The organism is Methylorubrum aminovorans (assembly GCF_022179725.1).
Taxonomy (GTDB): Bacteria; Pseudomonadota; Alphaproteobacteria; order Rhizobiales; family Beijerinckiaceae; genus Methylobacterium; species Methylobacterium aminovorans.
The window spans coordinates 41,535-64,557 of sequence record NZ_BPRC01000023.1; the positions used below are offsets into that span (position 1 = coordinate 41,535).

The window sequence follows — 23,023 nt, forward strand, 5'->3', positions numbered from 1 at the left end:
GCCGGCCAAAGGTTTGCGGACGCGGACACTCGCCGCGCCATTCCCCCTCGAGCCACCGAATGGACAGACCCAGCCGATCGGCCCAGACCTGGGCAGCCACGGCCGGCGCCGCCGCCCTGGCGGTCGGCGCATGGTACCTCCTGCCCGTCGAGGACTGGCTGCGCGCCTTCTCGGCTTGGGCGAACGGCCTCGGCCCCTACGGCCTCGCGGCCTTCGGCGTGCTGTTCTTCCTCGCGACCCTCCTCGTCGTGCCGGGCACGCCGCTCACCATCGCCGGGGCGGTTGCCTTCGGCTGGGCGGTGATGCCGGTGGTGCTGCTCGCCGCGACGCTGGGTTCCTGGCTCGCCTTCGTGGCCGCCCGCTACCTGTTTCGCGAGCGGGTGCGGGGGCTGATCGCGCGCCGGCCGGCCCTGAACGCCACCGTGGAGGCGGTCGGGGACGGCGGTTGGCGGCTGATGACCCTGATGCGGCTCAGCCCCTTCGTGCCGTTCAACGCCCAGAACTACGTGTTCGGGGTGACGGATGTCCGCACCTCCGCCTATCTGGTTTCCACAATCATCGGCATGCTGCCGGGCACTCTGGTCTGCGTCTATCTCGGCGTGATCGGCCGCCATGCCGGCAGCGATGAGCCGACCCACTGGATCACCCTCGGCCTCGGCCTTCTCGCCACGGTGGCGGCGGTGGAACTGACCCGGCGGCGGGTGCGGGCCAAGCTTGAGACGGGCAAGCCGGCCCGCGCATGAGGATGGATCTCGGAGTGGGCAAAGGATCGGCCGAGAGCTGGCTGCGGCCCGGGCTCACCTGCTGGCGGCAGGAGCAGGCGGGGCGCGCCGCGGTGCTGCATGACGGCGCGGCCTATTTCGCCGCCGCCCACGCGGCGCTTCTGAACGCGCGCCGCTCCATCACCCTGATCGGCTGGAGCTTCGACCCGCGCTCGCGCCTGTTGCCGGGAGATTCGCCCGATGCCGGCGAGACCCTGGCCGAGCTGCTGCGCCGCCTCAAGACGGCGCGGCCGGAACTCGCCATCCGCATCCTGATCTGGGACATGCCCTGGCCGATCTCGGCGGGCAACGACCACACGCCGGACAGCGTGCGCGCGAGCCTCGGCCCCGATATCGATTTCCGCATCGACGGCACGCTGCCCTTCGGCGCCTGCCAGCACCAGAAGATCCTGGTGATCGACGATGCGATCGCCTTCTGCGGCGGCAGCGATTTCGAGGTGAACCGCTGGGACACCCCCGCGCATCGCGACCGCGATCCCCGCCGACGCCTGCCGTCGGGCGAGGACTACCCGCCGCGCCACGACGTGATGATGCTGGTCGATCGCTCCGCCGCCACCGCCCTGGCCGAACTGGCTCGCGAGCGCTGGCGCCGCGCCACCGGCGAAACCTTCCCCTTCGCCGATCCCGAGCCCGATCACGATCCCTGGCCCGGAACCCTGGCGCCGCACCTGACCGATGTGACGGTGGGCATCGCCCGCACCGATCCGCCGCTCGGCGGCCGTGCGGCGGTCACGGAGAGCGCCGCTCTGTATCTCGCCTCGATCCGTGCGGCGGAGCGCTTCATCTATCTGGAGAACCAGTACCTCGCCTCGCCGGTGGTGGCGGAGGCGCTGGCCGCGCGCCTCGCCGAGCCGGACGGGCCGGAGATCGTGATCGTGCTGTCCGAGCGCAGCCCGAGCGGCTTCGACCGCCTGACCATGGACAGTGCCCGACGCGGCCTGATCCGCGGCTTGCGGCGCGCAGATCGCTTCGGCCGCCTGCGGATCGTGGCGCCGCATACCGAGAAGCGCCGGCCGATCCTGGTTCACGCCAAGGTCGCGATCATCGACGAGCGCCTGCTCAGGATCGGCTCGACCAACCTCAACAACCGCTCCTTCGGCTACGACACCGAGTGCGATCTGGCCGTGGAGGTGCCGACCGAAGACGGTGAGTCCCGCGCGGCGGTGCGGCGGCTGCTCGTGCGGCTGCTCGCCCATCACGGCGGCTGCCCGCCCGACGTGTTCGCGCAGGCCTTCGAGGCCCGCGGCTCCCTGCGGGCGGTGCTCGACGATCCCCGGCTGATGCCGAGCCCACGAGTCTGCCCGCTGGTCCCCTCCCGCCGCGGCCCCGTGGCCCGCCTCGTCGAGGCGTTCCATCTCGGGGACCCGGTGAGCCCCACCGATGCGTGGCGTCCGTGGCGGCGGCGGGCCCTTCTGCGCCGAGCCCGCGGGGCGGCCGTCTCGGAGGTCGAGGCAGCCTCCCGGCGCGGGGTTCTGGAGCCGTCCTGACGGCTACTTGTCGAACACGCGCTGGAGCGCCGCTTGGTCCTTGCGCGCGTCCTTGTCCGCGGGCAGGGCAAGCAGGGTGAGGATGCGCGCCTTGTCCGGCGTGAGGTCGCCCGCGAACACGGCGCCGGCCTTGCGCAGGGTGTTGCCGCCGCCCTTGAAGCCGTAGACCGGCAACGCGCGGCCATCCGCGACCTTGGTCGCCACGATGACCGGCACACCTTTGGCGATGACGTCGGCGATGGCGTCGTGCATCTCGGCATTGACGTTGCCCCAGCCATAGGCCTCGACCACGATCGCCTCGGCGCCGCTCTCGGCGGCGTGCCGCACCTGCGAGCCGTCCGCGCCGGCATACATCGCCACGAGATCGACCCGCGGCATCCGCTCCGGCAGCGGCAGGGTCTGGCGGCGCAGGGAGCGGCGGCCGAACACGACGCGATCCTCGTCCACGTAACCGAGGATGCCGGCCTCGCCCGAGTTGAAGGTCTCGACGTTGCTGGTGTGGGTCTTGCGCACCTCGCGCGCTGCGTTGATGTGGTGGTTGAGCGTCACCGTCACCCCCTGGCCGACCGCGCCCTCCGCCAGGATCTGGCGGGCGGCGTTGAGGAGGTTGCGCGGCCCGTCGGCATCCGCGTCGGAGGCGTTGCGTTGGGCGCCCACCAGCACCACCGGCTTGTCGCTCTTCAGGGTCAGGTCGAGGAAATAGGCGGTCTGGTCCAGGGTGTCGGTCCCGTGCAGGACGATCGCCCCACGGATGCCGGGATCGGCGAGCAGCGCGTCGATCCGGCGAGCCAGCGCCGGCCAGCGATCCGGGCCCATATAGTCGCTCGGCACGTTGCTGAACTCGGTGACCTCGATGGTGGCGATGTCCTTGAGCTTCGGCACCGCCGTGACGAGATCCGCGCCGGAGAGCGCCGGAACCGGCGCGTGGGTCGTCGGATCGAGCTTCATCGCGATGGTGCCACCGGTCGCGACCACGGCGATCCGCGGCGGTTCGGCGAGCGCCGGCCCGGCGAGTGCGATCAGGGCGGCGAGACCGAGGGCGGTCACGGGTCCGGTGGTCTTCGTCATCACGCGCGTCCTCTCCCGTACACGGCCGGTCGTCGGGCCGGCCTGCGGGCGACCATGCTCGTGCGGGCGAAAACCCTCAACCCGGTCCGATCCGGATCTCCGCCAGAACCGGCAGGTGATCGGAGGCCTGCCGCGCCAGCGCGTTGTCCACCACCGCAATGCGCTCGACGGCGACGCGCTCGCTGACGAAGACATGGTCGATGCGCAGCAGAGGGAAGCGGCTCGGGAAGCTCGCCCCGCCGCGCCAGCGCCGTGCCCCGGTGAGACGCCGCGCATCGGTGAGGCGCCGGCTCAGCCGGCGATAGGCGCGCGACCAGCCCGTGGCGTTGAAATCACCGAGCAGCACCGTCGGCGCGCGGCAGGCGGGATCGCCGAGCCAGTCGGGCCCGAGCAGCGCCTCGGCCTGGGCGATGCGCTCCGCCCCGAGCAGCCCGAAATGGGTGGTGAGAACCTGAAGCGCGACATCACCCGCCGTCACCTCGACCCAGAGGGCACCGCGCGGCTCCAGGCCGGGGCGCTGCAGCAGGCCGGGCAGGGCGTCGGCGCGCTTGAGCCGCGAGGGCAGGTGGGTGAGCAGCGCGTCGCCGTAGCGCTCCTCCTCAATGTGCAGGGCCGGGTGGAAATGCGCGAACATGCCGACGAGCCGCGCGATCTCCTCCGCCTGATCGAGGCCGCCGGTGCGCGCGCGCCCGACATCGACCTCTTGGAGCGCGACGATGTCGGGCTCCAGGACAGCGATCACCTGCGCGACCCGCTTCGGCGCCACCCGCCCGTCGGTGCCGCGGCAGTGGCGGACATTGTAGGTGACAAGGCGCAGGCGCCGCGACGCCACCGAATTCGGCGCCTCCGCCGCGATCCGTGGCCGCTCCTCCGTCTGCCCTTCGATTGGCTCCCCGCGCACGCCCTCTCCCCCGGCCGATCCCTGCGCATCCGTCTGCCAAGGACCGGAGAGGCGCGCCAACCGAACGCCGTGACCGGCCAACCGATCCCTGATCGCGGCACCGTCCGCGCCGCAAAACCGCGCCGACAGACGTTTTCCGAGCTCGGCGGAACCGCATCGGGGATGACCTCTTTCGAAAGGGCGAGGCGCACGGTGCGGCGAGAGCAGGAGCGGATGGACGTGATGCGGACGAGAGAGGTGCGCGGGGCATGAGGACCGAGGACGCCAGCGCCCGCTACGTCGATCTCGATGCCTGGGGCGGGCTCGATATCCTCCAGGCGCTCTGGGAGGGCCAGCTCGCGGCGGTCGCGGCGGTGGGGCCGGCCCTGCCGGCGATCGAGGCGGCGGCGCGGGCCGCCGAGCCGGGCCTGCGCGAGGGCGGGCGGCTGGTCTATGTCGGGGCCGGCACCTCGGCGCGGATCGGCGTGCAGGACGGAGCGGAATTGCCGCCGACCTTCGACTGGCCGGAGACGCAGCTCGGCTTCGCAATCGCCGGCGGGGAGGGCGCCCTGCTGCGCGCCGTGGAGGATGCGGAGGATTCCGCCTCCGACGGGGCGACCTGGATCAGCCGTGCCGAGATCGGCCCGCGCGACGTTGTGATAGGGCTCGCCGCCAGCGGCTCGACGCCGTTCACCGTCGAGGCGCTGAAGGCGGCCCGCATCCTCGGCGCCGTCACCGTCGGCATCAGCAACAATCCCGAGGCGCCGATCCTGCGCGAGGCCGCCCACGGCATCCTCGCCGCGACTGGAGCAGAGGTGCTGGCGGGCTCCACCCGCATGAAGGCGGGCACGGCGCAGAAGGTGATTCTCAACCTCTTCTCGACTCTGGTGATGATCCGGCTCGGCCGGGTCTATCGCGGGCGGATGGTGGCGATGCGGGCGACCAACCGGAAGCTGCGCGCCCGCGGCGTCGCCATGGTCTCCGAACTCGCCGGCTGTCCGGCGGAGACGGCCGCCGACGCGCTGACGCGGGCCGAGGGCGACATCAAGCGCGCGGTGCTGATCGCCGGAGGAATGAGCGTGATGCGGGCCGACGACCTGCTCAACCGCCACGACGGCAGCTTGCGCCGGGCACTTCGTGAAGTGGGGCGATCATGAGTGCGACGACCTCGATGACGACCTTCATGGCGCGGGAGATCGCCGAGATTCCCGCTGCCGCCGAGGCGGTGCTGGCGGCGGGCGAGGCAGCCCGCATCGGCGCGCGGCTGAGGGCCGAGAGTTTCCCCTTCGTAGTGGTGTGCGGGCGGGGCAGTTCGGGCCATGCCGGCGTCCATCTGCGCTACCTGATCGAGACGCGGCTCGGCCTGCCGGTCTCGGCCGCCGCGCCCTCGGTGGTGACGGGCTATGCCCGCCCGCCGCAGGTCGCGGGTGCGCTCTTCGTCGTGGTCTCGCAATCGGGCCGCTCGCCCGATCTCGTCGCGGCGACGCAAGCCGCACGCGCGGGCGGCGCCATGACGCTCGCCCTCGTCAACGATCCCGACTCGCCGGCCGCGCAAGCCAGCGACCTCGTCCTGCCGATCCTCGCCGGGCCGGAGCAGGCGGTCGCCGCCACCAAGACGGTGACGAACTCAGCCATCGCGGGCGCAGCGCTCGTGGCCGCTTGGGCCGGCGATCGGGAGCTGGAACAGGGGCTTTCCGCCATGCCGGAGCGGCTCGGCCGAGCGCTCGCCCTCGACTGGTCGGCCTGGAGCGCCGATCTCGCGGAGGCGCCGACAGCCTTCGTCACCGGGCGCGGCCACAGCCTCGGCCCCTTGCGCGAGATCGCGCTCAAGCTCGCCGAGACCCTGCGCCTGCCGGCCCTCGGCTACTCGGCGGCGGAGCTGCGCCACGGCCCCCGCGCCTCCGTCTCGGCGGCGACGCCGGTCCTGGCCCTGCGCCAGGCCGACCCGCTGGCCGAGGGCGTGGACGACCTCGTGCGCGACCTGACCGCAGACGGCTTGCGGGTCCATGCCTGCGGCGGCCCCCTCGGCACGCTGCCCTGGATCGGCGACGGCCATCCGGCCTGCGATCCCATCACCATGCTGGTGCCGGCCTACCGTGCCATCGAGGCGGAGGCCCGCCGCCGCGGCCTCGACCCGGACAAGCCAACCGGCCTCACCAAGGTGACGGAGACGCTGTGATGAATCTGGCCTTCGACAAGGCGAGCCATTTCGCGGGTCCCCGGCAGAGCCCTGAGATCCCATCGGGGCGCTGCCCCGATACCCCGCCGAAGGGCTGATCCCTTTGGGATCTCAGGATCATTGCGCCCTCGCCGCCGAGCGGGTCTTTGACGGCGAGCGGATGCTCGGCGACCGCGTCGTCGTCCTGCGCGGCGGGCGGATCGCCGACGTCACCGCCGAACCGCCCGCCGGCGTGCCGCTCGTGCGGTTGCCGGCCGGCGCGGTCCTGGCGCCGGGCTTCATCGATTGTCAGGTCAATGGCGGCGGCGGGGTGCTGCTCAACGACGATTCGAGCGTCATCGGCATCGCCCGGATCGCGGCCGCCCACCGCAAAGGCGGCACCACTGCCCTGCTGCCCACCCTCATCACCGACACGCGGCCGGCGATCCGGGCGGCGATCGAGGGCGTCGCGGAAGCGATCGCGGCAGGCGTTCCCGGCATCCTCGGCATCCATCTCGAGGGGCCTTTCCTGAGCCCGCAGCGGATCGGCATCCACGATCCCGGCCGGCTCGCCACATTCGGCCCCGGCGACGCCGAGCTTCTCACCGGCTTGGGGACGCGCGGCCTTACCCTGGTGACGCTGGCGCCCGAGCGGGTGCCGGCCGGCGCGGTGGCAGACCTCGTCGCCCGCGGCGCACGGGTCTGCGCCGGGCATACGGCGGATGCGGGTCCCGCGATCCGGGCGGCGGTGGCGGAGGGGCTCACCGGCTTCACCCATCTGTTCAACGCGATGTCCCAGATCGGCCCGCGCGAGGCCGGCGCGGTGGGCGTCGCCCTCGCGGAAGAGGCGACGTTTGCCGGGATCATCGCCGACGGCCACCATGTCGGCGGCGACCAGCTTCGGCTGGCCCTGCGCCTCAAGGGGCGCGAGCGGCTGATGCTGGTGAGCGATGCCATGCCGCCCGTCGGCGACACCCGCGCGGACGCGTCCTTCACCTTGTTCGGGCGCCGCATCGTCCGAACCGGCGACCGCCTCACCGGCGAGGACGGCACCCTGGCGGGCGCGGCGATCACCATGGCCGAGGCCGTGCGTCACATGCGCACCCACGGCGGCGCCTCCCTCGAAGAGGCCCTGGCCATGGCCTCGCTCACCCCAGCCCGCTTCCTCGGGCTCGATGCCCGGCTCGGCCGGATCGCCCCCGGCTTTGCGGCCGATCTCGTCGCGCTCACCGCTGAGGGCGACGTGCTCGGCACCTGGATCGGTGGGCACCACGCCGCCTGAGTCGACCTTCGCTCTGTCGTCGCCTGATGTCGCAGGGGCGAACCCTGCGCGTTGCGGGAACGTTGGCGCGGCGCCATTCGACGGAAGCGACCGTGCCGGACAGACCCATCGCCGACTACGCCGTGATCGGCGATACCTGCACCACGGCCCTCATCGCCCGCGACGGTTCGCTCGACTGGCTGTGCTGGCCCCGGCACGACAGTCCGGCGGTGTTCCTGGCCCTGCTCGACAGCGAGCGCGGCGGCGCCTGCCGCCTCGTGCTCGAGGATCTGCGCGAGACCACCCGGCGATACCTGCCCGGCACCAACATCCTCGAGACCACCTTCGTCACCGCCACCGGCCGGGCGGTGCTGACCGACTTCATGCCCTTGCATCCCCTCGAAACCGTGCCGGAGGAGGGGCCGGACGGCCGCGCCCAGGGCCAGGTGATGCGTCGCCTCGCCTGCGTGTCGGGCCGCATCGCCGGCCACTGGAATGTGAGCCCGAGCTTCGACTATGCCCGCGCCGCGACCGAGGCCTCGGCGGAGAGTGAGACCTGTGTCCGCTTTCGCGGCGGCGGTGACGCGATCCGCACCGCCTGCACCCGGCCGCTCACCCTCCGCGAGGGCATCGCTAAAGCCGAATTCGCGCTGACGGCCGGCGCCCGCGCCGACCTCGTGATCGCCCACGGCGAGGACGGGGCGGCGGGGGAGGGGGCGCCCGACGCGGTCGATGCCTCGCTCGCCGCCACGCGGGCCTATTGGCAGGAATGGTCGGGCCGCTGCACCTATGACGGGCCCTATCGCGAGACGGTGCTGCGCAGCGCGCTCACCCTCAAGCTCCTGACTCACGGCCCCTCGGGCGGCATCGTCGCCGCCGCGACCGCCGGCCTGCCCGAGGCGGTGCCGGGCAACCGCAACTACGATTACCGCTATGTCTGGATGCGGGATGCGAGCTTCACCGTCACCGCCTTCGTCAACCTGGGCTATGACCGCGAGGCTGCCGAGTTCCTGCGCTTCCTGCGCGAAGCCGACGCCAGCCGGGGCCGCAACCTCCACCTGATGTACGCCCTCGGCGGCGAGGTGCCGCCGGAGGAGTGCCTCGACCACCTGCGCGGCTGGCGCGGCGTCACGCCGGTCCGGATCGGCAACGCGGCGGCGGATCAGGAGCAGTACGACATCTACGGCGAATTCCTGGTGGCGCTGCACGGCTACCTGGAGGCGGTGGAATACGACCCGCCGGTCAAGGTCAACGACCACCTGCCCGAGGCGCTCGGGCACCTCACCGACCACATCCTGCGCGCCCGCCACGCCCCCGACCACGGCCTGTGGGAGATGCGGACGGAGAAGCGCCAGAGCCTGCACACCAAGGCGATGCTCTGGGTCGGCCTCGACCGCGCCGTGCAGATCGCCCGCTCCGATCCGAAGCACCGGCTCGCCGACGCGGAAACGATCGCGCGGTGGGAGCAGGCCGCCGCCGAGATCCGCGCGGAGTACCACGCGCGCGGCTGGAATCCGTCACGCGGCGCCTACACCATGGCCTACGGCGCGGACGACCTCGACGCAGCGGTGCTGCGCGCCGTGCTGTTCGACGCCTTCGACCCGGACGATCCGCGCGTCGCGCAAACCCTCGAACGCGTCGGCGCCGAACTCGGCGCGGGCGACCTGCTCTACCGCTACCGGATCGATGACGGCTTGGTCGGCGACGAGGCGACCTTCACCGCCTGCGCCTTCTGGCGGGTCGGCTGCCTTGCGCTCGCCGGGCGCAGCGGCGAGGCGACCGCCCTGTTCGAGCGGCTGTTGGCGCGGGGCAACGACCTCGACCTGTTCGCCGAGGAGATCGACGCGGAAACGGGCGAGCAGCGCGGGAACGTGCCCCAGGGCTTTACCCACATGGCGGTGATCAACCACGCCGTCCGCCTTGCCGCGGACGAGAGCGGGACCCGCACCGACGAGCCGGATTGTCGGGCGGAGCCTGAGGTGGTCCCGGCGTGACTTGGCCGGCGTGACTTGGCCGGCGTGACTTGGCCGGCGTGACTTGGCCGGCGTGACTTGGCCGGCGTGACTTGGCCGGCGCGATCCGCGTCGATCGACACAAACCGGACCGATTGTCGGGTTAACCCTTCGTCCGAGGGGCGGCGATGCGGAGGCGATCCGATGCGAAGCTACAACCTGTTCCGTCGCCGGGGCCAGGAATCGCTCCTTTGCGCGGTCCCGGAGAGCTGCGCCGTGCCGCGCTTCGTCGGCGGACGGCGCTGGACCTTCGGCGGGCGAATCGACGGCAGCAAGAGCCCTCCGCCCGGATTCGACGACCGCGCCGCGACGACCGCTGTGCGCTTCAACGGCTACTACCTGTTCCAGTGCCTCGACGAGGGCGGGACGGAACGATCGGCCGACCGGTCGTGAGCGCGTGCGCGATCATGTCGAGCATTCCTTAACGGCCGGCATGGCAGACAGATCGGGCCGTCGGAGGGGCCGGAGACCGATCATGATCAGCGAGAAGCGCCAGGAGACGCGCAAGCGGACCTTCCTCAAGGGAAGAATCCACTTCAACAAAGGGGCATCCACCATGGACTGCCTCATCCGCGACTTCTCGGAGATGGGTGCGCGGCTGGAACTGAGCGAGACCAACACCCTGCCGGAAACGTTCGACCTCTACATCCCGCAGAAGGAAATGACCCTTCGGTCGAACCTGCGCTGGCGCCGCGGCGACGCGGTCGGCGTGGCCTTCGCGGAGGCCCATAAGCCCGCCTCGCCCGAGCCCGCACCGGCAACCGACCCGTCGATCGCCATCCTGCTGCGCCGGATCGCCGAGCTGGAGGCGGAGAATGCCGGCCTGCGCTCCCTCATCGCCACCATGGGCACCGGATCAGCGAAAGGTCCCCAGCTCGCCTGAAGCGACGCCCGCCCCCGCGAAGGCACGGGCGGACGCCGCTTGAACCGGATCAGGCCGTAGACTCAAGCGCAGCCCGGATGCGCGCGGCGTGCTCGGCCAGCACGGCATTGTCGGCCATGCCGCCCTCGTGGCGCTTCAGCGGCACGCCGTCGTGGCGCGGCACGAGGTGGAAATGCAGGTGGAACACCGTCTGCCCCCCCGCCGGCTCGTTGTACTGGAACAGCGTCAGACCGTCCGCGTCGAAGGCTGCCTTCACCGCGCGCCCGACCCGCTGCACCGTGCCGATCAGCGCGGCGAGCGTCTGCGGCTCGGCATCGAGCAGCCCGCGCGCAGGCGCCTTCGGGATGACCAGGGTATGGCCCTCGCCCTGGGGCATCACGTCCATGAAGGCGAGGCTGTGCTCGTCCTCGTAGACCTTGTGGGCGGGGATCTCCCCGCGCAGGATCTTCCCGAAGATGTTGTCCGGATCGTAGGGGGGCATCGCACGGCTCCTCGCAGAAACGGGCGGCACGTTGCACGGGCCGCCGCCTCTCAGCAACCTCGACCGCTCCGGCCGCGTTGACGCCCCCGTGACGGCGGCACGCGACGGGAGCCTGCGCCGCTCAGGAGCGGGACATGGCCGAGAGCACGGGTGCGATCTACACGGCGGCGGGCGCCAACCTCGCCATCGCGGCGGCCAAGTTCGTCGGTGCCTTTCTCACCGGCTCGACGGCGATGCTGGCCGAGGGCGCGCACTCGCTGGTCGACACCGCCAACCAGCTCCTGCTGCTCGTCGGCTTGAAGCGGGCGAAGAAGCCGGCGGATGCCAAGCACCCCTTCGGCTACGGGCGCGAGGTGTATTTCTACGCCTTCATCGTCGCCCTGTTCATCTTCCTCGGCGGCGGCATCTTCGCGATCTACGAGGGCGCGCACAAGATCGAGCATCCCGAGCCCATCACCGACTCGACGGTGTTCGGCGTCCACCTGTCCGGCTTCTGGGTGAACGTCGCGATCCTCGGCTTCGCCATCCTGGCCGAGGGGTACTCGTGCCTCGTCGCGCTGAAGGCGTTCTGGGCGGAGAAAGGCGAGCACGGCGCGCTCAGCGCGATCCATCGCAGCAAGGATCCATCACTCTACACCATCCTCGTCGAGGATGTGGCGGCGCTGATCGGCCTCGTCATCGCCATGACCGGCGTGGTGCTCGCCCACATGCTCGACAAGCCGGCGCTCGACGGCTGGGCCTCGATCGGCATCGGCCTCGTGCTGATCGGCATGTCGATCTTCCTGATGATCGAGACCCACGGCCTGCTGATCGGCGAGGCCGCCGACCCGGATGTGGTGCGCACGATCCAGGCGGCGGTGCGGGAGGAGCCGGCCGTCCAGCACGTCAATGAGGTGCTGACCCAGCATCTTGGCCCGTCCGACATCCTGGTGAATCTCAGCCTCGACTTCGCCGACGACATCCAAGCGGGCGAGGTCGAGCGGACGGTGGCGCGGCTGGAGAGCCGCATCAAGGGCAAGAGCCGCAATGTCACCCGCGTCTTCATCGAGATCCAGGCGCGGAAGGCCCACGCCGCGGGACACGCGCCGACCGACGCGCCCACCGGCCCCGATGCCGCCCCGCCCGGTTCGGCCGTGCCGGCCTGATCCCCTACCGCTCGCCACCCTCGCGGGCGAGCAGGGCCGCCTTGCGCGCCGTTCCCCAGCGGTAGCCCGAGAGCGCCCCGTCCGAGCGCACCACCCGGTGGCAGGGGATCGCAACCGCCAGCGCGTTGGCGCCGCAGGCCATGGCCACCGCCCGCACCGCGGCCGGCGCGCCGATGGCCCGGGCGATCTCGGCATAGGTCGCGGTGGTGCCGGCCGGGATGCGGCGCAGGGCCTGCCAGACCCGCTGCTGGAAGGCGGTGCCGCCGATGTCGAGCGGCAGGTCGAAGGCGGTGCCCGGCATCTCGACGAGGCGAACGACCGCGCCCACCGTCGCCGCAAAATCCGCCGCGCCCTCCGCGATCTGCGCCCTTGGGAAGCGCGCCTGGAGATCGCGTCGGAGCGCCTCTTCGTCGTCGCCCAGCAGGATCGCACAGATCCCCCGCCCGGTCGCGGCGACCAGCACCTGCCCCAGGGCACAGGGGCCGACCGCGAAGGCGATCCGCTCGCCCGCGCCGCCCTTGCGGTAGGCCGAGGGGCTCATACCGAGCCGCTCCGCGCCGTCCGCGTAGAACCGGCTCGGCGCACCGTAGCCCGCCGCGTAGACGCTCTCGGTCACGCTTTTCCCCTCCGCGAGACTGTCGGCGGCGCGGGCCGCGCGGTGCGCCTGGGCGTAGGTTTTGGGCGTCACCCCGGTCACGGCTTTGAAGACACGGTGGAAGTGGAACGGGCTCAAGCCCGACGCTTGAGCGAGCGCGTCGAGGGAGGGCGGCGTCTCCGCCGCCTCGATCAGCCGGCAGGCGCGGGTGATCCTTTCCGATTGCCGCTCGGACGGGGCCGGCTCGTCCGGCCGGCAGCGGCGGCAGGGCCGGAAGCCTGCCTCCCGCGCCTGCGCCGGGCCGGCATGGAAGGAGAGGTTTTCGGGCCGCGCCGCCCGCGACGGACAGCCCGGCCGGCAATAGACGCCCGTCGAGCGCACCGCATAGACGAAGCGCCCGTCGAAACCGGCATCCCGCGCGGCGACGGCGGCCCGCATCCGCGCCTCGGTCAGCGGCGCCTCGTCGGGTGAAGCGATCTCGGGTTCGGCGAGCATGGGGCACCTCTTGGAGAAGGGATGCGGCGATCCTGATGCGGGAAGGCGGCCCTCGCATCCCGTCCCTTGCTGTCGAATCCCGATGCCGTCGCGAACCCCTCTCCTTGTATGCGGGGAGAGGGGGCTGAGCTTCGTTACGCCGCCGTGCGCCGCTCCACCATCCGCGCGAGGTAGGCCGCACCGAGGGGGATCAGGCTGTCGTCGAAGTCGAAGCTCGCATTGTGCAGGCCGGGCCCCGGCGTGGCACCGAGCCAGGCATAGGCGCCGGGCACCGCTGCGACCATGTCGGCGAAATCCTCGCTGCCCATGCGCGGCACGGTGTTGGCCTCGACCTTGTCAGGGCCGAACAGCTCGGTGGCGATCTCGGCCGCCGCCGCGGCCTGTTCGGGATGGTTGTCGAGCACCGAGAAGACGTCGCGCAGGTCCACCTCGATAGTGGCGCCGTAGGCCGCGGCGAAGCCCGCCGCCAGCTCTCGGATGCGGCGCGCAATCAGCGTGCGCAGATCCGCGTCGAAGGTGCGCACGGTGCCGGCGAGATGCGCGCCCTCGGGGATGACGTTGTAGGCCGCGCCCGCATGGATCTGGGTGATCGAGACGACCGCCGACTTCAACGGGTTGCTGTTGCGGCTGACGATCGACTGCACCGCCTGTGCCAGCCCCGTGGCGACCACGATCGGGTCGATACCTTGATGCGGCATCGCCGCGTGCGCGCCCCGCCCCGTGATGCGGATATCGAAGAAGTCGGCCGCCGCCATGATCGGGCCGGGCTTCACCTGCAGCACGCCGTGGGGACCGTGCGGCGCGTTGTGGATCGCGTAGATCTCATCGACCGGAAACTTCTCGAACAGGCCGTCGGCGATCATGGCGCGGGCGCCGCCCAGACCCTCCTCCGCCGGCTGGAACACGAACACGGCGGTGCCGTCGAAATCCCGCGTCTCGGCGAGGTAGCGGGCGGCGCCGATCAGCATGGTGGTGTGTCCGTCATGCCCGCAGGCATGCATCTTCCCCGGCACGGTGGAGCGGTAGGGGAGGTTGGTCTCCTCGGTGATCGGCAGGGCGTCCATATCGGCGCGCAACCCGATCCGGCGCGAGCCCGGCCGGCCCTGCAGCACGCCGACGACGCCGGTCTTGCCGAGGCCCCGATGCACCTCGATGCCGAACCTTTCGAGGTGCTCGGCGACGATGCCGGAGGTGCGCACCTCCTCGAAGCCAATCTCGGGATGGGCGTGGAGATCGCGCCGCAGGGCGGTCAGCTCGTCGGCATAGGTGCGGATGCGGTCGATGGCTGTCATTCGCTTGCGTCCTCGCAGCGGCGGAAGGGCGACATCGCCTCGTACTCGGCGATGGCCGCGCGCACGTGGCTGCGCTCCCGCTTCAGATAGTCGGCGACGGCCCGGGCCAGCGCCGGGTCGGCAATGTCGTGGGCCGAGTACATCGGCACCGGGCGGTAGCCGCGGGCGAGCTTGTGCTCGCCCTGGGCGCCTGCCTCGACCCGCTTCAGCCCGCGGGCGATCGCGAAGTCGATGGCCTGATAATAGCAGACCTCGAAATGCAGGAAGGGGTGATCCTCGATGCAACCCCAGTTTCGGCCGTAGAGCGCCGCGTCGCCGATGAAGTTGATGGCCCCGGCGATCGGCCGGCCGGCGTTCCGGGCGATCACCAGCAGGATGCGATCCGCCATCCGCTCGCCGATCAGCGAGAAGAACTTCCGGTTGAGGTAGGGCCGGCCCCATTTGCGGGCGCCGGTGTCCTGGTAGAATTCGTAGAAGGCGTCCCAGTCCGCCTCCGTGATGTCGGCGCCGGTCCTGTGCTCGACCGTGATCCCCCGGCTCAGGGCGTCCCGCCGCTCGCGCCGGATCGCCTTGCGCTTGCGCGAGGCGAGCGCCCCGAGGAAATCCTCGAAGCCGGCATAGCCCTCGTTCAGCCAGTGAAATTGCTGGTCCATGCGCGGCAGCATCCCGAGCGCCTCCGCCTGCTCGGCCTCCCGCTCGCGCATGAAGGTGATGTGGATCGAGGAGGCCTCGGTCTCGGCCCGCAGGGCGCGCAGGCCCGCGACGAGGGCCGCGGCCGCCACATCGGGATCCTCGCCGGGCGCGACGAGGAAGCGGGGGCCGGTCACAGGCGTGAACGGCACGCTCACCTGGAGCTTCGGGTAGTAGCTGCCTCCGGCCCGCTCGTAGGCATCGGCCCAGCCGTGGTCGAACACGTATTCGCCCTGGCTGTGGGATTTCAAGTAGCAGGGCGCGGCGCCGACGAGCCGGCCCTCGCGCTCGACGCGGACATGCAGAGGCAGCCAGCCGGTGCGGCGGGAGACGCAGCCCGCCTCTTCCAGCGCCGAGAGGAAGGCGTGGGAGGTGAACGGGTTGAAGGTCTCGTCGCCGGCGCCCAGCGTCTCGGGGGAGGTGGCGAGCGCGTCCCACTCGGCCGCGTCGAACCGGGCCATGCCCGGCACGGCGCGCACCTGCAGGACGGGCTCGGAAGCGTTCGCCGTCGCGGGGGTGGTCATGGTCGCCAAGGTAGAGCGCTCGAGCGCGGAAGTGGATACCGGATCGGCATAGGCAAGGCGCGACAAAACGGGAGCCGCCCTCGATCCAACTCTCCTCCTCATCCTGAGGTGCCGCGAAAGCGCCTCGAAGGATGAGGTGATGGGTCGGCGTTCGGCCCTTGCTGTGAGTCGAACGCCCGCACAGCTTGCTCCGGCCCCTGCCGCGCGCCCATATCACGTCCATGTGCGGGCGCTTCTTCATCGGCCAGCCGCCGGAGGTCTACCGCGCCCTCTACGGCTACCCGGAACAGCCGAACTTCCCCGGCCGCTTCAACGTGGCCCCGACCCAACCGGTGCCGGTGGTGGTGCGGGAGCAGGGCGAGCGGCACTTCCGGCTGATGCGCTGGGGCCTGTGGCCGGGCTGGCTCAAGGATCCCTCGGACTTCCCCACCCTGTTCAACGCGCGCATCGAGACGGCCGCCGAGAAGCCGGCCTTCCGCGGGGCGCTGCGTCACCGCCGCTGCGTCTTCCTCGCCGACGGCTTCTACGAGTGGCGCCGCGACGGAGAAGGCAGAACCGCGACGAAGACACCCTTCGCCGTGCGCCGAGCCGACGGGGCGCCGATGGCGCTCGCCGGCCTGTGGGAGCCCTGGATGGGCGCGGACGGCTCGGAAGTCGATACCGCGGCGATCGTCACCTGCTCGGCCAACGGGACCCTCAGCGCGATCCACGAGCGGATGCCGGCGATCCTGGCGCCCGAGGCGATCGGCGTGTGGCTCGACGCGGCGGTCGATGCGCCCGAGGCGGCCCGCCTGTGCCGGCCCTGCCCCGACGACTGGCTGCGGCTCGATCCGGTGAGCGAGCGCGTCAACAGCGTGCGCAACGACGATGCCGCGCTGCCCGAGCCGCTGACCGCGGCCCCGCCCGCGGGCCGGCCGGCTCCGGCGCAGGTGCAAGCCGTGCAGGGCGAGCTGTTCTGACGCGCGGCCCCGCTCAGGCCGCCTCGCCGTTCTCCCCCGCGAGTTCCGCCCCGAACCGTTCGGCGGCGTAGGCCTCCAGGTCAAAGTCGTCCTCGGGGACGCGGAACATGAAGCGTTCGGCGATCTCGGTCAGCAGGATGTCGGGCCGGACCCGCTCGACATAGGACCAATCGACCGAGGTGCTCCAGACGAAATGCACTTCGAAAAACGTCTCGGCCAGCATGATGGTGAGCATCAGCGGCGCGAAATGCGAGTACGAATCGCCGAACAGGACGAGGCGGCGCGGATCGCGCGCCGCGGCGTTGGCGTAGATCACGTGCGAGCCGACATGGAGCGTGTCGGCCCGGCCGGCCGCCTCCCGCGCCGCCACGATCGGGCTGGCGTAGCGGCGCACCGCGTCGCGCTGGATCGTGTGGATCCGGGTCTGCTCCGTGCGGGGCGGATCGAAGCGCCCCCCGAGGTCGCCGGAGATCTCGGTCTCGTGGAAGCCGCGGCTGGCGAGATCCGGGCAGGGCTCGGCCCGCAGCGCGCGGCAGATCGCGCGATAGGCGATGTGGCAGCCGGCGAAGGTCCAGTGGCTGTCGGTGCGGTAGAACAGATCCTCACCGCCGCGCGCGGCGCGCATCGGCTCGACGAGGTCGATACAGGTCCGGCGCAGGATGCGCGTCGTCGGCCATTCCCGAAGCCAGCCCTTCAGCCGCGAGAACCAGCGGCGGCGGGGCAGGCCGCGGATCAGGCGGCGGGCCGGAGAGAGGCGGGGATCGACCGCGATCCCGTCGAGGAAGTTGTCGTAGACGCTGAGCTTTTCCGGGACGACGAGGTGGTGGTAGGCGATGCCGAGCCCGCGCGCCCGCGCCGCGCGGGCGGCGATGCGCTGGCGCCACAGCTCGCTCTGATGCGCCATGAAGCCCGACGCGTTGAACTGCGCGATGACGTTGTTGCTGCCGGCCACGACGAAGAGCCAGCCATCCTTGCCGACATGGATGTGATCGGTGGCCGTGTCCGACACGAAAAATCCCGCTCTTCTCAACCGTCTTCGCCGATGCCGAACGCGCGGGCGGGCCGAGGCTCCTACAGGCCCCGGTTGCTCCAAGGCAAATGCTGCGTGAGCCGGCAATGCGCAGCGGGCCTCGCCCGCAGCGCTGTGCTAAAGCATCGTGCCGGATATCCGATCCGGTACGATGCTCTATCCGTTTGTTCACGCATCGTCATTTTCCGAAAGCCGGCGGCCACCTTTCGGGACGATGCTCTCGCCGTATTGCGAATGTCTTGAGCGGGTGACGATCCGCGAGGAGCGGAATTGGACGAGGCAGGATTGCAAGAGACCGGACCGGACGAGGCCGCGGCGCATGCGCGGCGGATCGAGGATGGTCTTGTCCTCACCTGCGACGCCGCGCGCCTCTACCGCGACGGGGGCTTTGCCGGCGAGGCCGCCCTGCTCGACCGGCTGCGGGGGCGGGTGAGCCGGCAGACCGAGGTGATCGGCGAGGTCTTTCCCGGCTTTCCCGCGCACGATCCCGAGCCGCCGCGCCTCTACGGCGGCGGCGCCGCTTTCCGCGCGAAGCAGGGCGCCGCGCTCGCCGCCCCGCGCCCGGCGGGGCCGCCCTCGCTCCTGTGCGAGACCTGCGACGTCCGGCTCGCCGGCAACGCCCTGTTCCACGTCGCGGACGGCCAGCCGCAGGTGCTGTTCGAGACCTACCGGCCGCAGGAGCGGCACGTGGTGCCCGGCCCCGGCCCCGATTTCCTGCACGTGGACGAGACGGTCGCCGAGGCCGGTCCCGTCCTCCTCCTCAACTCGGCGGGCTCGTTCAATTACGGCCATTGGCTGATCGACGACCTGCCCCGGCTGCGAGCGCTCGAGGCCTTGCGCGCGCACCGGCCGGGGGAGCCGGTCACCGTGGCGCTCATCTCCTACTTCCCGCATCTCGACGCGGCCCGGCGGTACTCGATCGCACTGTGTCTCGGGAGGTCGAGCGGCGTCTCAATCCGCTTCCTCGACCGCTGCAAGTCCTATCACTTCGCCCGCCTCTACCACGCCACGCCGTGCAGCCTGCCGAGCACGGGCAAGTCCCCGCACGCCCTGCGCTTTCTCACCCGGCAGGTGCGGGCGCGGACGCGCCTGCCGCGCGCGCTGTTCGGGCTCCGAGGTTTCACCGGACGGGGCCGGCGCCTGTTCGTCGACCGGCATCCGGGGCGGGGGCGGGGGCTCGCCAACCGCGAGGCGGTGCTCGGCCTGCTGCGCGGCCTCGGCTTCGAGGCGTTCGATCCCGAACTCACCAGCGTGCGGCAGCAGGCGGTGCGGTTCTCGGCGGCCGAGATCGTGGTCGGCATCGCCGGGGCGGGCATGGCCAACACGGTGTTCTGCCGGCCCGGCACGCCGGTGATTCACCTCGTGCCGGAGGGCTGGGAGGACCAGTTCTACGGCGAGATCGCCACCGCCTGCGGCCAGGGCTACGCGGCGGTGTTCGGCCCCCGGATCCCGTCGGACGCGCCCGAATACCTTCGCGATTTCGCGATCGACCCGGAGGTCCTGCGCGAAGCCCTCACGGCGGAAGGTCTGCGGTAAGGTTCCGGGATTCCAAAGGGATCATCCCATTTGGCGGGGTATCGGGGCAGCGCCCCGATCTGACCCCACCCAGGCTCAGCGCGGGCGCCGCAATGTCCGGCCGGCGGCCTTCGCCTCCTTGCGGAACACGCCGACCAGCTCGACATGGGCCGACCACGCGAACTGATCGACCGGCGTGACCCGCTCCAGCCGGTAGCCGCCGGCGATCAGGGTCGCGGCGTCGCGGGCAAAGGTGCCGGGATCGCAGGCGACGCCGACGACGAGGGGCACCTTCGATTCCGCGATCCGGCGCACCTGCGCCTCGGCTCCGGCCCGCGGCGGATCGAACACCACCGCATCGAGGACGTCGAGTTCCGGCCCGAGCAGGGGGCGGCGGAACAGGTCGCGGGCCTCCGGGGTGATCCGGGCGAAGCCGGCCCCGGCGCGGTAGGCGCGGGTGAGGGCGGTGATGGACGCGGCCTCGCCCTCGACGGCATGGACCTCGCGGCCCCCGGCGGCGAGCGCCAAGGCGAAGGGGCCGCTGCCGCAGAACAGGTCGGCGACGCGCCGCACCTTGGCCTTGCCCTCGTCCAGTGCCTCCAGCACCAGGGCGGTCAGCGCCGCCTCACCGGCCTGCGTCGCCTGGAGGAAGCCGCCGGGCGGGGGCACGCGCCGGGCCGGGCCTTCGCCGACTTCCGGCGGACGACGCTCCACCACCACGTCGCCGTGGATCGAGAGGCGGGTGAGGTCGAGTTCCCCGGCGAGCCGGGTGAGGACGCCGCGCACGCCCTCGCTCACCGTCCCGTGGCCGCGGATGTCGATGTCGAGGCCGGTGACGGTCGCGGTGGCGGCGACGTCGAGCGGCTTGCGGCCGTGCCCGAGCGGGGCGGCCAGGGCCTTCGCCACCGCGGGCGCACGGTGCAGGCCGGGCACGGTGATCGGGCAATGGTCGATCGCCACCAGGGCGTGGCTGCGCGGCGCCATCAGCCCGGCCTCGGCCCGGCCCTCGATCTCGCGCACATGCAGGGTGATCCGCCGCCGGCCGGTGCCCCGCGCGTCGACGAGCGGCCTCAGGTCCGTCTCGATGCGCGCCTGCGCCAACGCCCCGGCGACGATGCCACGCTTCCACTCGGCGTAAGGGTCGGGCGCGAGGTGCTGCACGGCACAGCCGCCGCAGGCGGAGAAATACGGGCAGAACGGCGCGATCCGCTCCGGCGAGGCCTCCTCGACGGCGACCAGCGTGCCGACACGGTCGCCGCGCCGCACCCTCACCCGCTCGCCGGGCAGGGCGCCGGGCACGGGGAGCCCGTCCTCGCTGATGCCGTCGCCGCGGGCGCCGAGCCGGGCGATGGTCAGGGTTTCTTCGGTCACGTCGGACATGTCATCCATCATGGGAGGAACGCCTCGCGGCGACCAGGAACTCGCGGTTGCCGTCGCCGCCCTCGATCGGGGAGGGGATCGGCCCGGCGACGGTGAAACCGAGGCCGACGAGCACGGCACGCACGCCCTCGCAGACCTCGGCATGGATGTGCGGATCGCGCACGATGCCGCCGCGGCCGACCCGTTCGCGGCCGGCCTCGAATTGCGGCTTGATCAGCGCGGCGACGGCCGCCTCGTCGGCAAGCTGCTCGGCAACCGCCGGCAGAACCAGCCGCAGGCCGATGAAGCTGACGTCGATGGTGGCCAGACGCGGAGCGGGCTGGATCGCGCCGGGAGACATCGCGCGAATGTCGGTGCCCTCCAGGCTCGTCACCCGCGGGTCGGCACGCAGGGCCGCGTCGAGCTGGTCGCGGCCGACATCGACGGCGTGGACATGGGCGGCGCCGCGGCGCAGCAGCACGTCGGTGAAGCCCCCGGTCGAGGCCCCGACATCGAGGCAGGGCAGGCCGGCGGGGTCGAGGCCGAAGGCGTCGAGCGCCGCAGCGAGCTTGAGGCCGCCGCGGGAGACGTAAGGGTGGGGAGCCGTGGCTTCGATCCGCGCCCCCGCGCCGATGGGGTCGGAGGGTCGCGCGACGAGGCAGCCGTCGGCGCGGACGAGGCCGGCTTGAATCGCCGCCTGCGCCTGCGCCCGGCTGCGGAAATGCCCGTGCTCGACCAGGAAAAGGTCGGCCCGCCGCCGCTCGCCCGTCATCGGGTCATTCCTCTTTCGAAAACCGCTCCGCCGCAGCCGCGACCGTCGCCCCGACATCGGATCCCGGCCGATCGCCACGGCCGCGATTGCGCACCGGTTGTTTCCCGACAACCGGCCATCGCCCTTCGGAACGATGCGCAAGTGATCGGACGGATAGCCCGTCCCCTGTCGAAACGCACCGCTTCGCGTTACCTAGAGCATCACCTGAGACGGCGCGTGCCGGCTCGTCCGATCAAGGGCGATGCGAAATCCGCTTTTGCCGGGTAGCCTGGATCGCGCACCGCCTCAAGCGGTGGCGGGATGCCGGACGGGACCGCCGGGTCGCAGCAACGGAGTGAGTCGGTTCATGAGAGGTGCCATCATGCGAAGGGCCACGATGCCTGCCGTCCGCCACATCCCCTTGGTCGCAGCCCTGGTCGCGGGCCTTGCCGGACCCGCCTTCGCGCAAGACGCCAAGGAAGCGCCGAAGGAAGCGCCGAAGGAGACGGCCCAGCCGCCGGCCAAGGCGGAGGCTGCGGGCGCTCCGCAGACCTACGAGAGCGGGATCACGAACGGCAAGGGCGAGACCATCGGCAAGATCATGATCCGCGACGGGGCGAACTCCCTCGTGATGCGGGTGACGATTCAGCCCGGCGGCCTGCCTCCGGGCTGGCACGGCATCCATTTCCACGCGGTCGGCGATTGCTCGGACACCGAGAAGTTCGAGAAGTCGAAGGCCCACGTGAATCACGACCAGAGCAAGCACGGCCTGCTCAACCCCGACGGCCCGGACGAGGGCGACCTGCCCAACGTCTACGCCGGTGCCGACGGCTCGGTGAACGCGGAAGTGTCGAGCGAGACCCCGCTGACCGGCGAGGGCGGCCTGCGCGACGGCGACGGCTCGGCGCTGATCATCCACGCCAACGAGGACGACCACACCAGCCAGCCCATCGGCGGGGCGGGCCCACGGATCGGCTGCGCGGTGATCAAGTAAAGGCACGCAAAACCCTCTCCCCTCTGCGGGGGAGGGTTCCTCTCCGTTCGGGCTACCGCTTCAGGCTCACCACGCTGCCCTCGCGCTGCACCGCCTGCTCCGGCAGAGCGGCGCGCACGGCCTTGAGGATGCCCTCGGCGTCGAGACCGGCCTCGGCGTACATCTTCTCCGGCTTGTCGTGGTCCTGGTACAGGTCCGGCAGCGTCAGCGTCCGCACCCGGACACGGCCCGCATCCAGAACGCCGCGCTCCGACAACAGGTGCAGCACCATCGCACCGAAGCCGCCGACCGAGCCCTCCTCCACCGTCACCAGAACCTCGTGGAGCATGGCCAGATCCACGATCAGCTCCGCGTCCAGCGGCTTGGCAAAGCGCGCATCGGCAACCGTCGCCGCAACACCCTCCGCCTCCAGCGCATCGGCCGCCTTCAGGGCCTCCGACAGGCGCGTGCCCAGCGACAGCAGCGCCACCCGCGCCCCCTCCGGACGCCGCACCACACGGCCGCGGCCGATGGCGAGCGGCTCGCCCTTCTCCGGAAGCTCGACGCCGACCCCCTCGCCGCGCGGGTAGCGCAGGGCGATCGGGCCCGAATCGTGCGCGTGGCAGGTCGCCACCATGTGCACCAGCTCCGCCTCGTCGGCGGCCGCCATCACCGTCATGTTC

General features: G+C 71.7%; 22 protein-coding genes. 12 read left to right on the top strand and 10 right to left on the bottom strand.

Annotated features, from left to right (window positions below; translation table 11 throughout):
- Positions 1-59 precede the first annotated feature (59 nt).
- Both MFF24_RS22040 and MFF24_RS22045 read left to right on the top strand, forming a co-directional pair.
- Positions 60-743 carry a TVP38/TMEM64 family protein gene (locus MFF24_RS22040; RefSeq protein ID WP_166060799.1) on the top strand — a complete coding sequence of 228 codons (684 nt, stop codon included), beginning with the start codon at positions 60-62 and terminating at the stop codon, positions 741-743.
- A complete protein-coding gene (locus tag MFF24_RS22045; RefSeq protein WP_308445611.1) occupies positions 740-2,269 on the top strand; it encodes a phospholipase D-like domain-containing protein in 1,530 nt (509 codons plus the stop codon). The genes MFF24_RS22040 and MFF24_RS22045 overlap by 4 nt, the downstream gene beginning before the upstream one ends.
- A gap of 3 nt (positions 2,270-2,272) precedes the next feature.
- Here MFF24_RS22045 and MFF24_RS22050 read toward each other — a convergent pair whose 3' ends face one another.
- Together MFF24_RS22050 and MFF24_RS22055 are read right to left on the bottom strand one after the other, a co-directional pair.
- The gene (locus MFF24_RS22050; RefSeq protein ID WP_238227750.1) at positions 2,273-3,337 is read right to left on the bottom strand and encodes an asparaginase; all 1,065 of its coding nucleotides are present in this window, start codon (positions 3,335-3,337) and stop codon (positions 2,273-2,275) included.
- Between the two features lie 76 nt (positions 3,338-3,413).
- The gene (locus MFF24_RS22055; protein WP_373322736.1) at positions 3,414-4,193 is read right to left on the bottom strand and encodes an endonuclease/exonuclease/phosphatase family protein; all 780 of its coding nucleotides are present in this window, start codon (positions 4,191-4,193) and stop codon (positions 3,414-3,416) included.
- 293 nt (positions 4,194-4,486) lie between these two features.
- Here MFF24_RS22055 and MFF24_RS22060 point away from each other — a divergent pair, with 293 nt between their 5' ends.
- From MFF24_RS22060 to MFF24_RS22085, 6 genes are all read left to right on the top strand, one after another.
- Positions 4,487-5,374, top strand: coding sequence for an N-acetylmuramic acid 6-phosphate etherase (locus MFF24_RS22060; protein ID WP_166060796.1), 888 nt, complete (start codon positions 4,487-4,489; stop codon positions 5,372-5,374).
- The gene (locus MFF24_RS22065) at positions 5,371-6,396 is read left to right on the top strand and encodes an SIS domain-containing protein (protein WP_238227754.1); all 1,026 of its coding nucleotides are present in this window, start codon (positions 5,371-5,373) and stop codon (positions 6,394-6,396) included. Before MFF24_RS22060 ends, MFF24_RS22065 begins: the two co-directional genes overlap by 4 nt.
- Positions 6,397-6,499: 103 nt before the next feature.
- Positions 6,500-7,657, top strand: a complete 1,158-nt coding sequence (gene nagA, locus MFF24_RS22070; RefSeq protein ID WP_373322735.1) for an N-acetylglucosamine-6-phosphate deacetylase — start codon at positions 6,500-6,502, stop codon at positions 7,655-7,657.
- 92 nt (positions 7,658-7,749) lie between these two features.
- Entirely contained in the window at positions 7,750-9,630 is a 1,881-nt protein-coding gene (locus MFF24_RS22075) for a glycoside hydrolase family 15 protein (RefSeq protein WP_238227762.1), read from the top strand.
- A 162-nt stretch (positions 9,631-9,792) separates the two neighbouring features.
- A complete protein-coding gene (locus MFF24_RS22080) occupies positions 9,793-10,041 on the top strand; it encodes a hypothetical protein (RefSeq protein WP_108942009.1) in 249 nt (82 codons plus the stop codon).
- A gap of 82 nt (positions 10,042-10,123) precedes the next feature.
- Positions 10,124-10,531, top strand: a complete 408-nt coding sequence (locus MFF24_RS22085; protein ID WP_238227773.1) for a PilZ domain-containing protein — start codon at positions 10,124-10,126, stop codon at positions 10,529-10,531.
- Positions 10,532-10,580: 49 nt separating this feature from the next.
- Here MFF24_RS22085 and MFF24_RS22090 read toward each other — a convergent pair whose 3' ends face one another.
- Positions 10,581-11,012, bottom strand: coding sequence for an HIT family protein (locus MFF24_RS22090; protein WP_238227775.1), 432 nt, complete (start codon positions 11,010-11,012; stop codon positions 10,581-10,583).
- A 134-nt stretch (positions 11,013-11,146) separates the two neighbouring features.
- Here MFF24_RS22090 and MFF24_RS22095 point away from each other — a divergent pair, with 134 nt between their 5' ends.
- Positions 11,147-12,157, top strand: a complete 1,011-nt coding sequence (locus MFF24_RS22095; protein WP_238227777.1) for a cation diffusion facilitator family transporter — start codon at positions 11,147-11,149, stop codon at positions 12,155-12,157.
- 4 nt (positions 12,158-12,161) lie between these two features.
- On the opposite strand, the gene ada is transcribed toward MFF24_RS22095, so the two are convergent.
- From ada to MFF24_RS22110, 3 genes are all read right to left on the bottom strand, one after another.
- A complete protein-coding gene (gene ada / locus MFF24_RS22100; protein ID WP_238227785.1) occupies positions 12,162-13,247 on the bottom strand; it encodes a bifunctional DNA-binding transcriptional regulator/O6-methylguanine-DNA methyltransferase Ada in 1,086 nt (361 codons plus the stop codon).
- 134 nt (positions 13,248-13,381) lie between these two features.
- Positions 13,382-14,539, bottom strand: a complete 1,158-nt coding sequence (locus MFF24_RS22105; RefSeq protein WP_238227787.1) for a M20 aminoacylase family protein — start codon at positions 14,537-14,539, stop codon at positions 13,382-13,384.
- A complete protein-coding gene (locus MFF24_RS22110) occupies positions 14,536-15,753 on the bottom strand; it encodes a GNAT family N-acetyltransferase (RefSeq protein WP_238227796.1) in 1,218 nt (405 codons plus the stop codon). The genes MFF24_RS22105 and MFF24_RS22110 overlap by 4 nt, the downstream gene beginning before the upstream one ends.
- Positions 15,754-15,974: 221 nt before the next feature.
- Between MFF24_RS22110 and MFF24_RS22115 the strand changes: the two genes are divergently transcribed.
- On the top strand, positions 15,975-16,712 hold the full coding sequence (locus MFF24_RS22115) for an SOS response-associated peptidase (protein WP_238227825.1): 738 nt from the start codon (positions 15,975-15,977) through the stop codon (positions 16,710-16,712).
- A gap of 13 nt (positions 16,713-16,725) precedes the next feature.
- Here MFF24_RS22115 and MFF24_RS22120 read toward each other — a convergent pair whose 3' ends face one another.
- The gene (locus MFF24_RS22120; RefSeq protein ID WP_238227797.1) at positions 16,726-17,721 is read right to left on the bottom strand and encodes an alginate O-acetyltransferase AlgX-related protein; all 996 of its coding nucleotides are present in this window, start codon (positions 17,719-17,721) and stop codon (positions 16,726-16,728) included.
- Positions 17,722-18,027: 306 nt separating this feature from the next.
- Between MFF24_RS22120 and MFF24_RS22125 the strand changes: the two genes are divergently transcribed.
- A complete protein-coding gene (locus MFF24_RS22125; protein WP_238227799.1) occupies positions 18,028-19,278 on the top strand; it encodes a glycosyltransferase family 61 protein in 1,251 nt (416 codons plus the stop codon).
- Between the two features lie 75 nt (positions 19,279-19,353).
- Here MFF24_RS22125 and MFF24_RS22130 read toward each other — a convergent pair whose 3' ends face one another.
- Positions 19,354-20,637: a class I SAM-dependent RNA methyltransferase gene (locus tag MFF24_RS22130; protein ID WP_238227801.1), complete on the bottom strand. Its 1,284-nt coding sequence runs from the start codon at positions 20,635-20,637 to the stop codon at positions 19,354-19,356.
- A 1-nt stretch (position 20,638) separates the two neighbouring features.
- A complete protein-coding gene (locus tag MFF24_RS22135; protein ID WP_238227807.1) occupies positions 20,639-21,388 on the bottom strand; it encodes a TlyA family RNA methyltransferase in 750 nt (249 codons plus the stop codon).
- A 361-nt stretch (positions 21,389-21,749) separates the two neighbouring features.
- On the opposite strand from MFF24_RS22135, the gene MFF24_RS22140 reads away from it, so the two are divergent.
- Complete coding sequence (locus MFF24_RS22140) at positions 21,750-22,361, top strand: superoxide dismutase family protein (RefSeq protein ID WP_238227809.1); 612 nt, start codon at positions 21,750-21,752, stop codon at positions 22,359-22,361.
- A 52-nt stretch (positions 22,362-22,413) separates the two neighbouring features.
- On the opposite strand, the gene MFF24_RS22145 is transcribed toward MFF24_RS22140, so the two are convergent.
- A partial coding sequence (locus tag MFF24_RS22145) for a transketolase C-terminal domain-containing protein (protein WP_283214538.1) occupies positions 22,414-23,023 on the bottom strand: 610 nt, incomplete at its 5' end.

What these genes read in the sequence shown, in the direction of transcription:
- MFF24_RS22115 (WP_238227825.1), top strand. Translation starts at nt 15,975, where the DNA reads ATGTGCGGGCGCTTCTTCATCGGCCAGCCGCCGGAGGTCTACCGCGCC.
- MFF24_RS22105 (WP_238227787.1), bottom strand. Translation starts at nt 14,539, where the DNA reads ATGACAGCCATCGACCGCATCCGCACCTATGCCGACGAGCTGACCGCC.
- MFF24_RS22095 (WP_238227777.1), top strand. Translation starts at nt 11,147, where the DNA reads ATGGCCGAGAGCACGGGTGCGATCTACACGGCGGCGGGCGCCAACCTC.
- MFF24_RS22045 (WP_308445611.1), top strand. Translation starts at nt 740, where the DNA reads ATGAGGATGGATCTCGGAGTGGGCAAAGGATCGGCCGAGAGCTGGCTG.
- MFF24_RS22065 (WP_238227754.1), top strand. Translation starts at nt 5,371, where the DNA reads ATGAGTGCGACGACCTCGATGACGACCTTCATGGCGCGGGAGATCGCC.
- MFF24_RS22060 (WP_166060796.1), top strand. Translation starts at nt 4,487, where the DNA reads ATGAGGACCGAGGACGCCAGCGCCCGCTACGTCGATCTCGATGCCTGG.
- MFF24_RS22135 (WP_238227807.1), bottom strand. Translation starts at nt 21,388, where the DNA reads ATGACGGGCGAGCGGCGGCGGGCCGACCTTTTCCTGGTCGAGCACGGG.
- MFF24_RS22130 (WP_238227801.1), bottom strand. Translation starts at nt 20,637, where the DNA reads ATGTCCGACGTGACCGAAGAAACCCTGACCATCGCCCGGCTCGGCGCC.
- MFF24_RS22080 (WP_108942009.1), top strand. Translation starts at nt 9,793, where the DNA reads ATGCGAAGCTACAACCTGTTCCGTCGCCGGGGCCAGGAATCGCTCCTT.
- MFF24_RS22140 (WP_238227809.1), top strand. Translation starts at nt 21,750, where the DNA reads ATGCGAAGGGCCACGATGCCTGCCGTCCGCCACATCCCCTTGGTCGCA.
- MFF24_RS22050 (WP_238227750.1), bottom strand. Translation starts at nt 3,337, where the DNA reads ATGACGAAGACCACCGGACCCGTGACCGCCCTCGGTCTCGCCGCCCTG.
- ada (WP_238227785.1), bottom strand. Translation starts at nt 13,247, where the DNA reads ATGCTCGCCGAACCCGAGATCGCTTCACCCGACGAGGCGCCGCTGACC.
- MFF24_RS22085 (WP_238227773.1), top strand. Translation starts at nt 10,124, where the DNA reads ATGATCAGCGAGAAGCGCCAGGAGACGCGCAAGCGGACCTTCCTCAAG.
- MFF24_RS22040 (WP_166060799.1), top strand. Translation starts at nt 60, where the DNA reads ATGGACAGACCCAGCCGATCGGCCCAGACCTGGGCAGCCACGGCCGGC.
- MFF24_RS22110 (WP_238227796.1), bottom strand. Translation starts at nt 15,753, where the DNA reads ATGACCACCCCCGCGACGGCGAACGCTTCCGAGCCCGTCCTGCAGGTG.
- MFF24_RS22090 (WP_238227775.1), bottom strand. Translation starts at nt 11,012, where the DNA reads ATGCCCCCCTACGATCCGGACAACATCTTCGGGAAGATCCTGCGCGGG.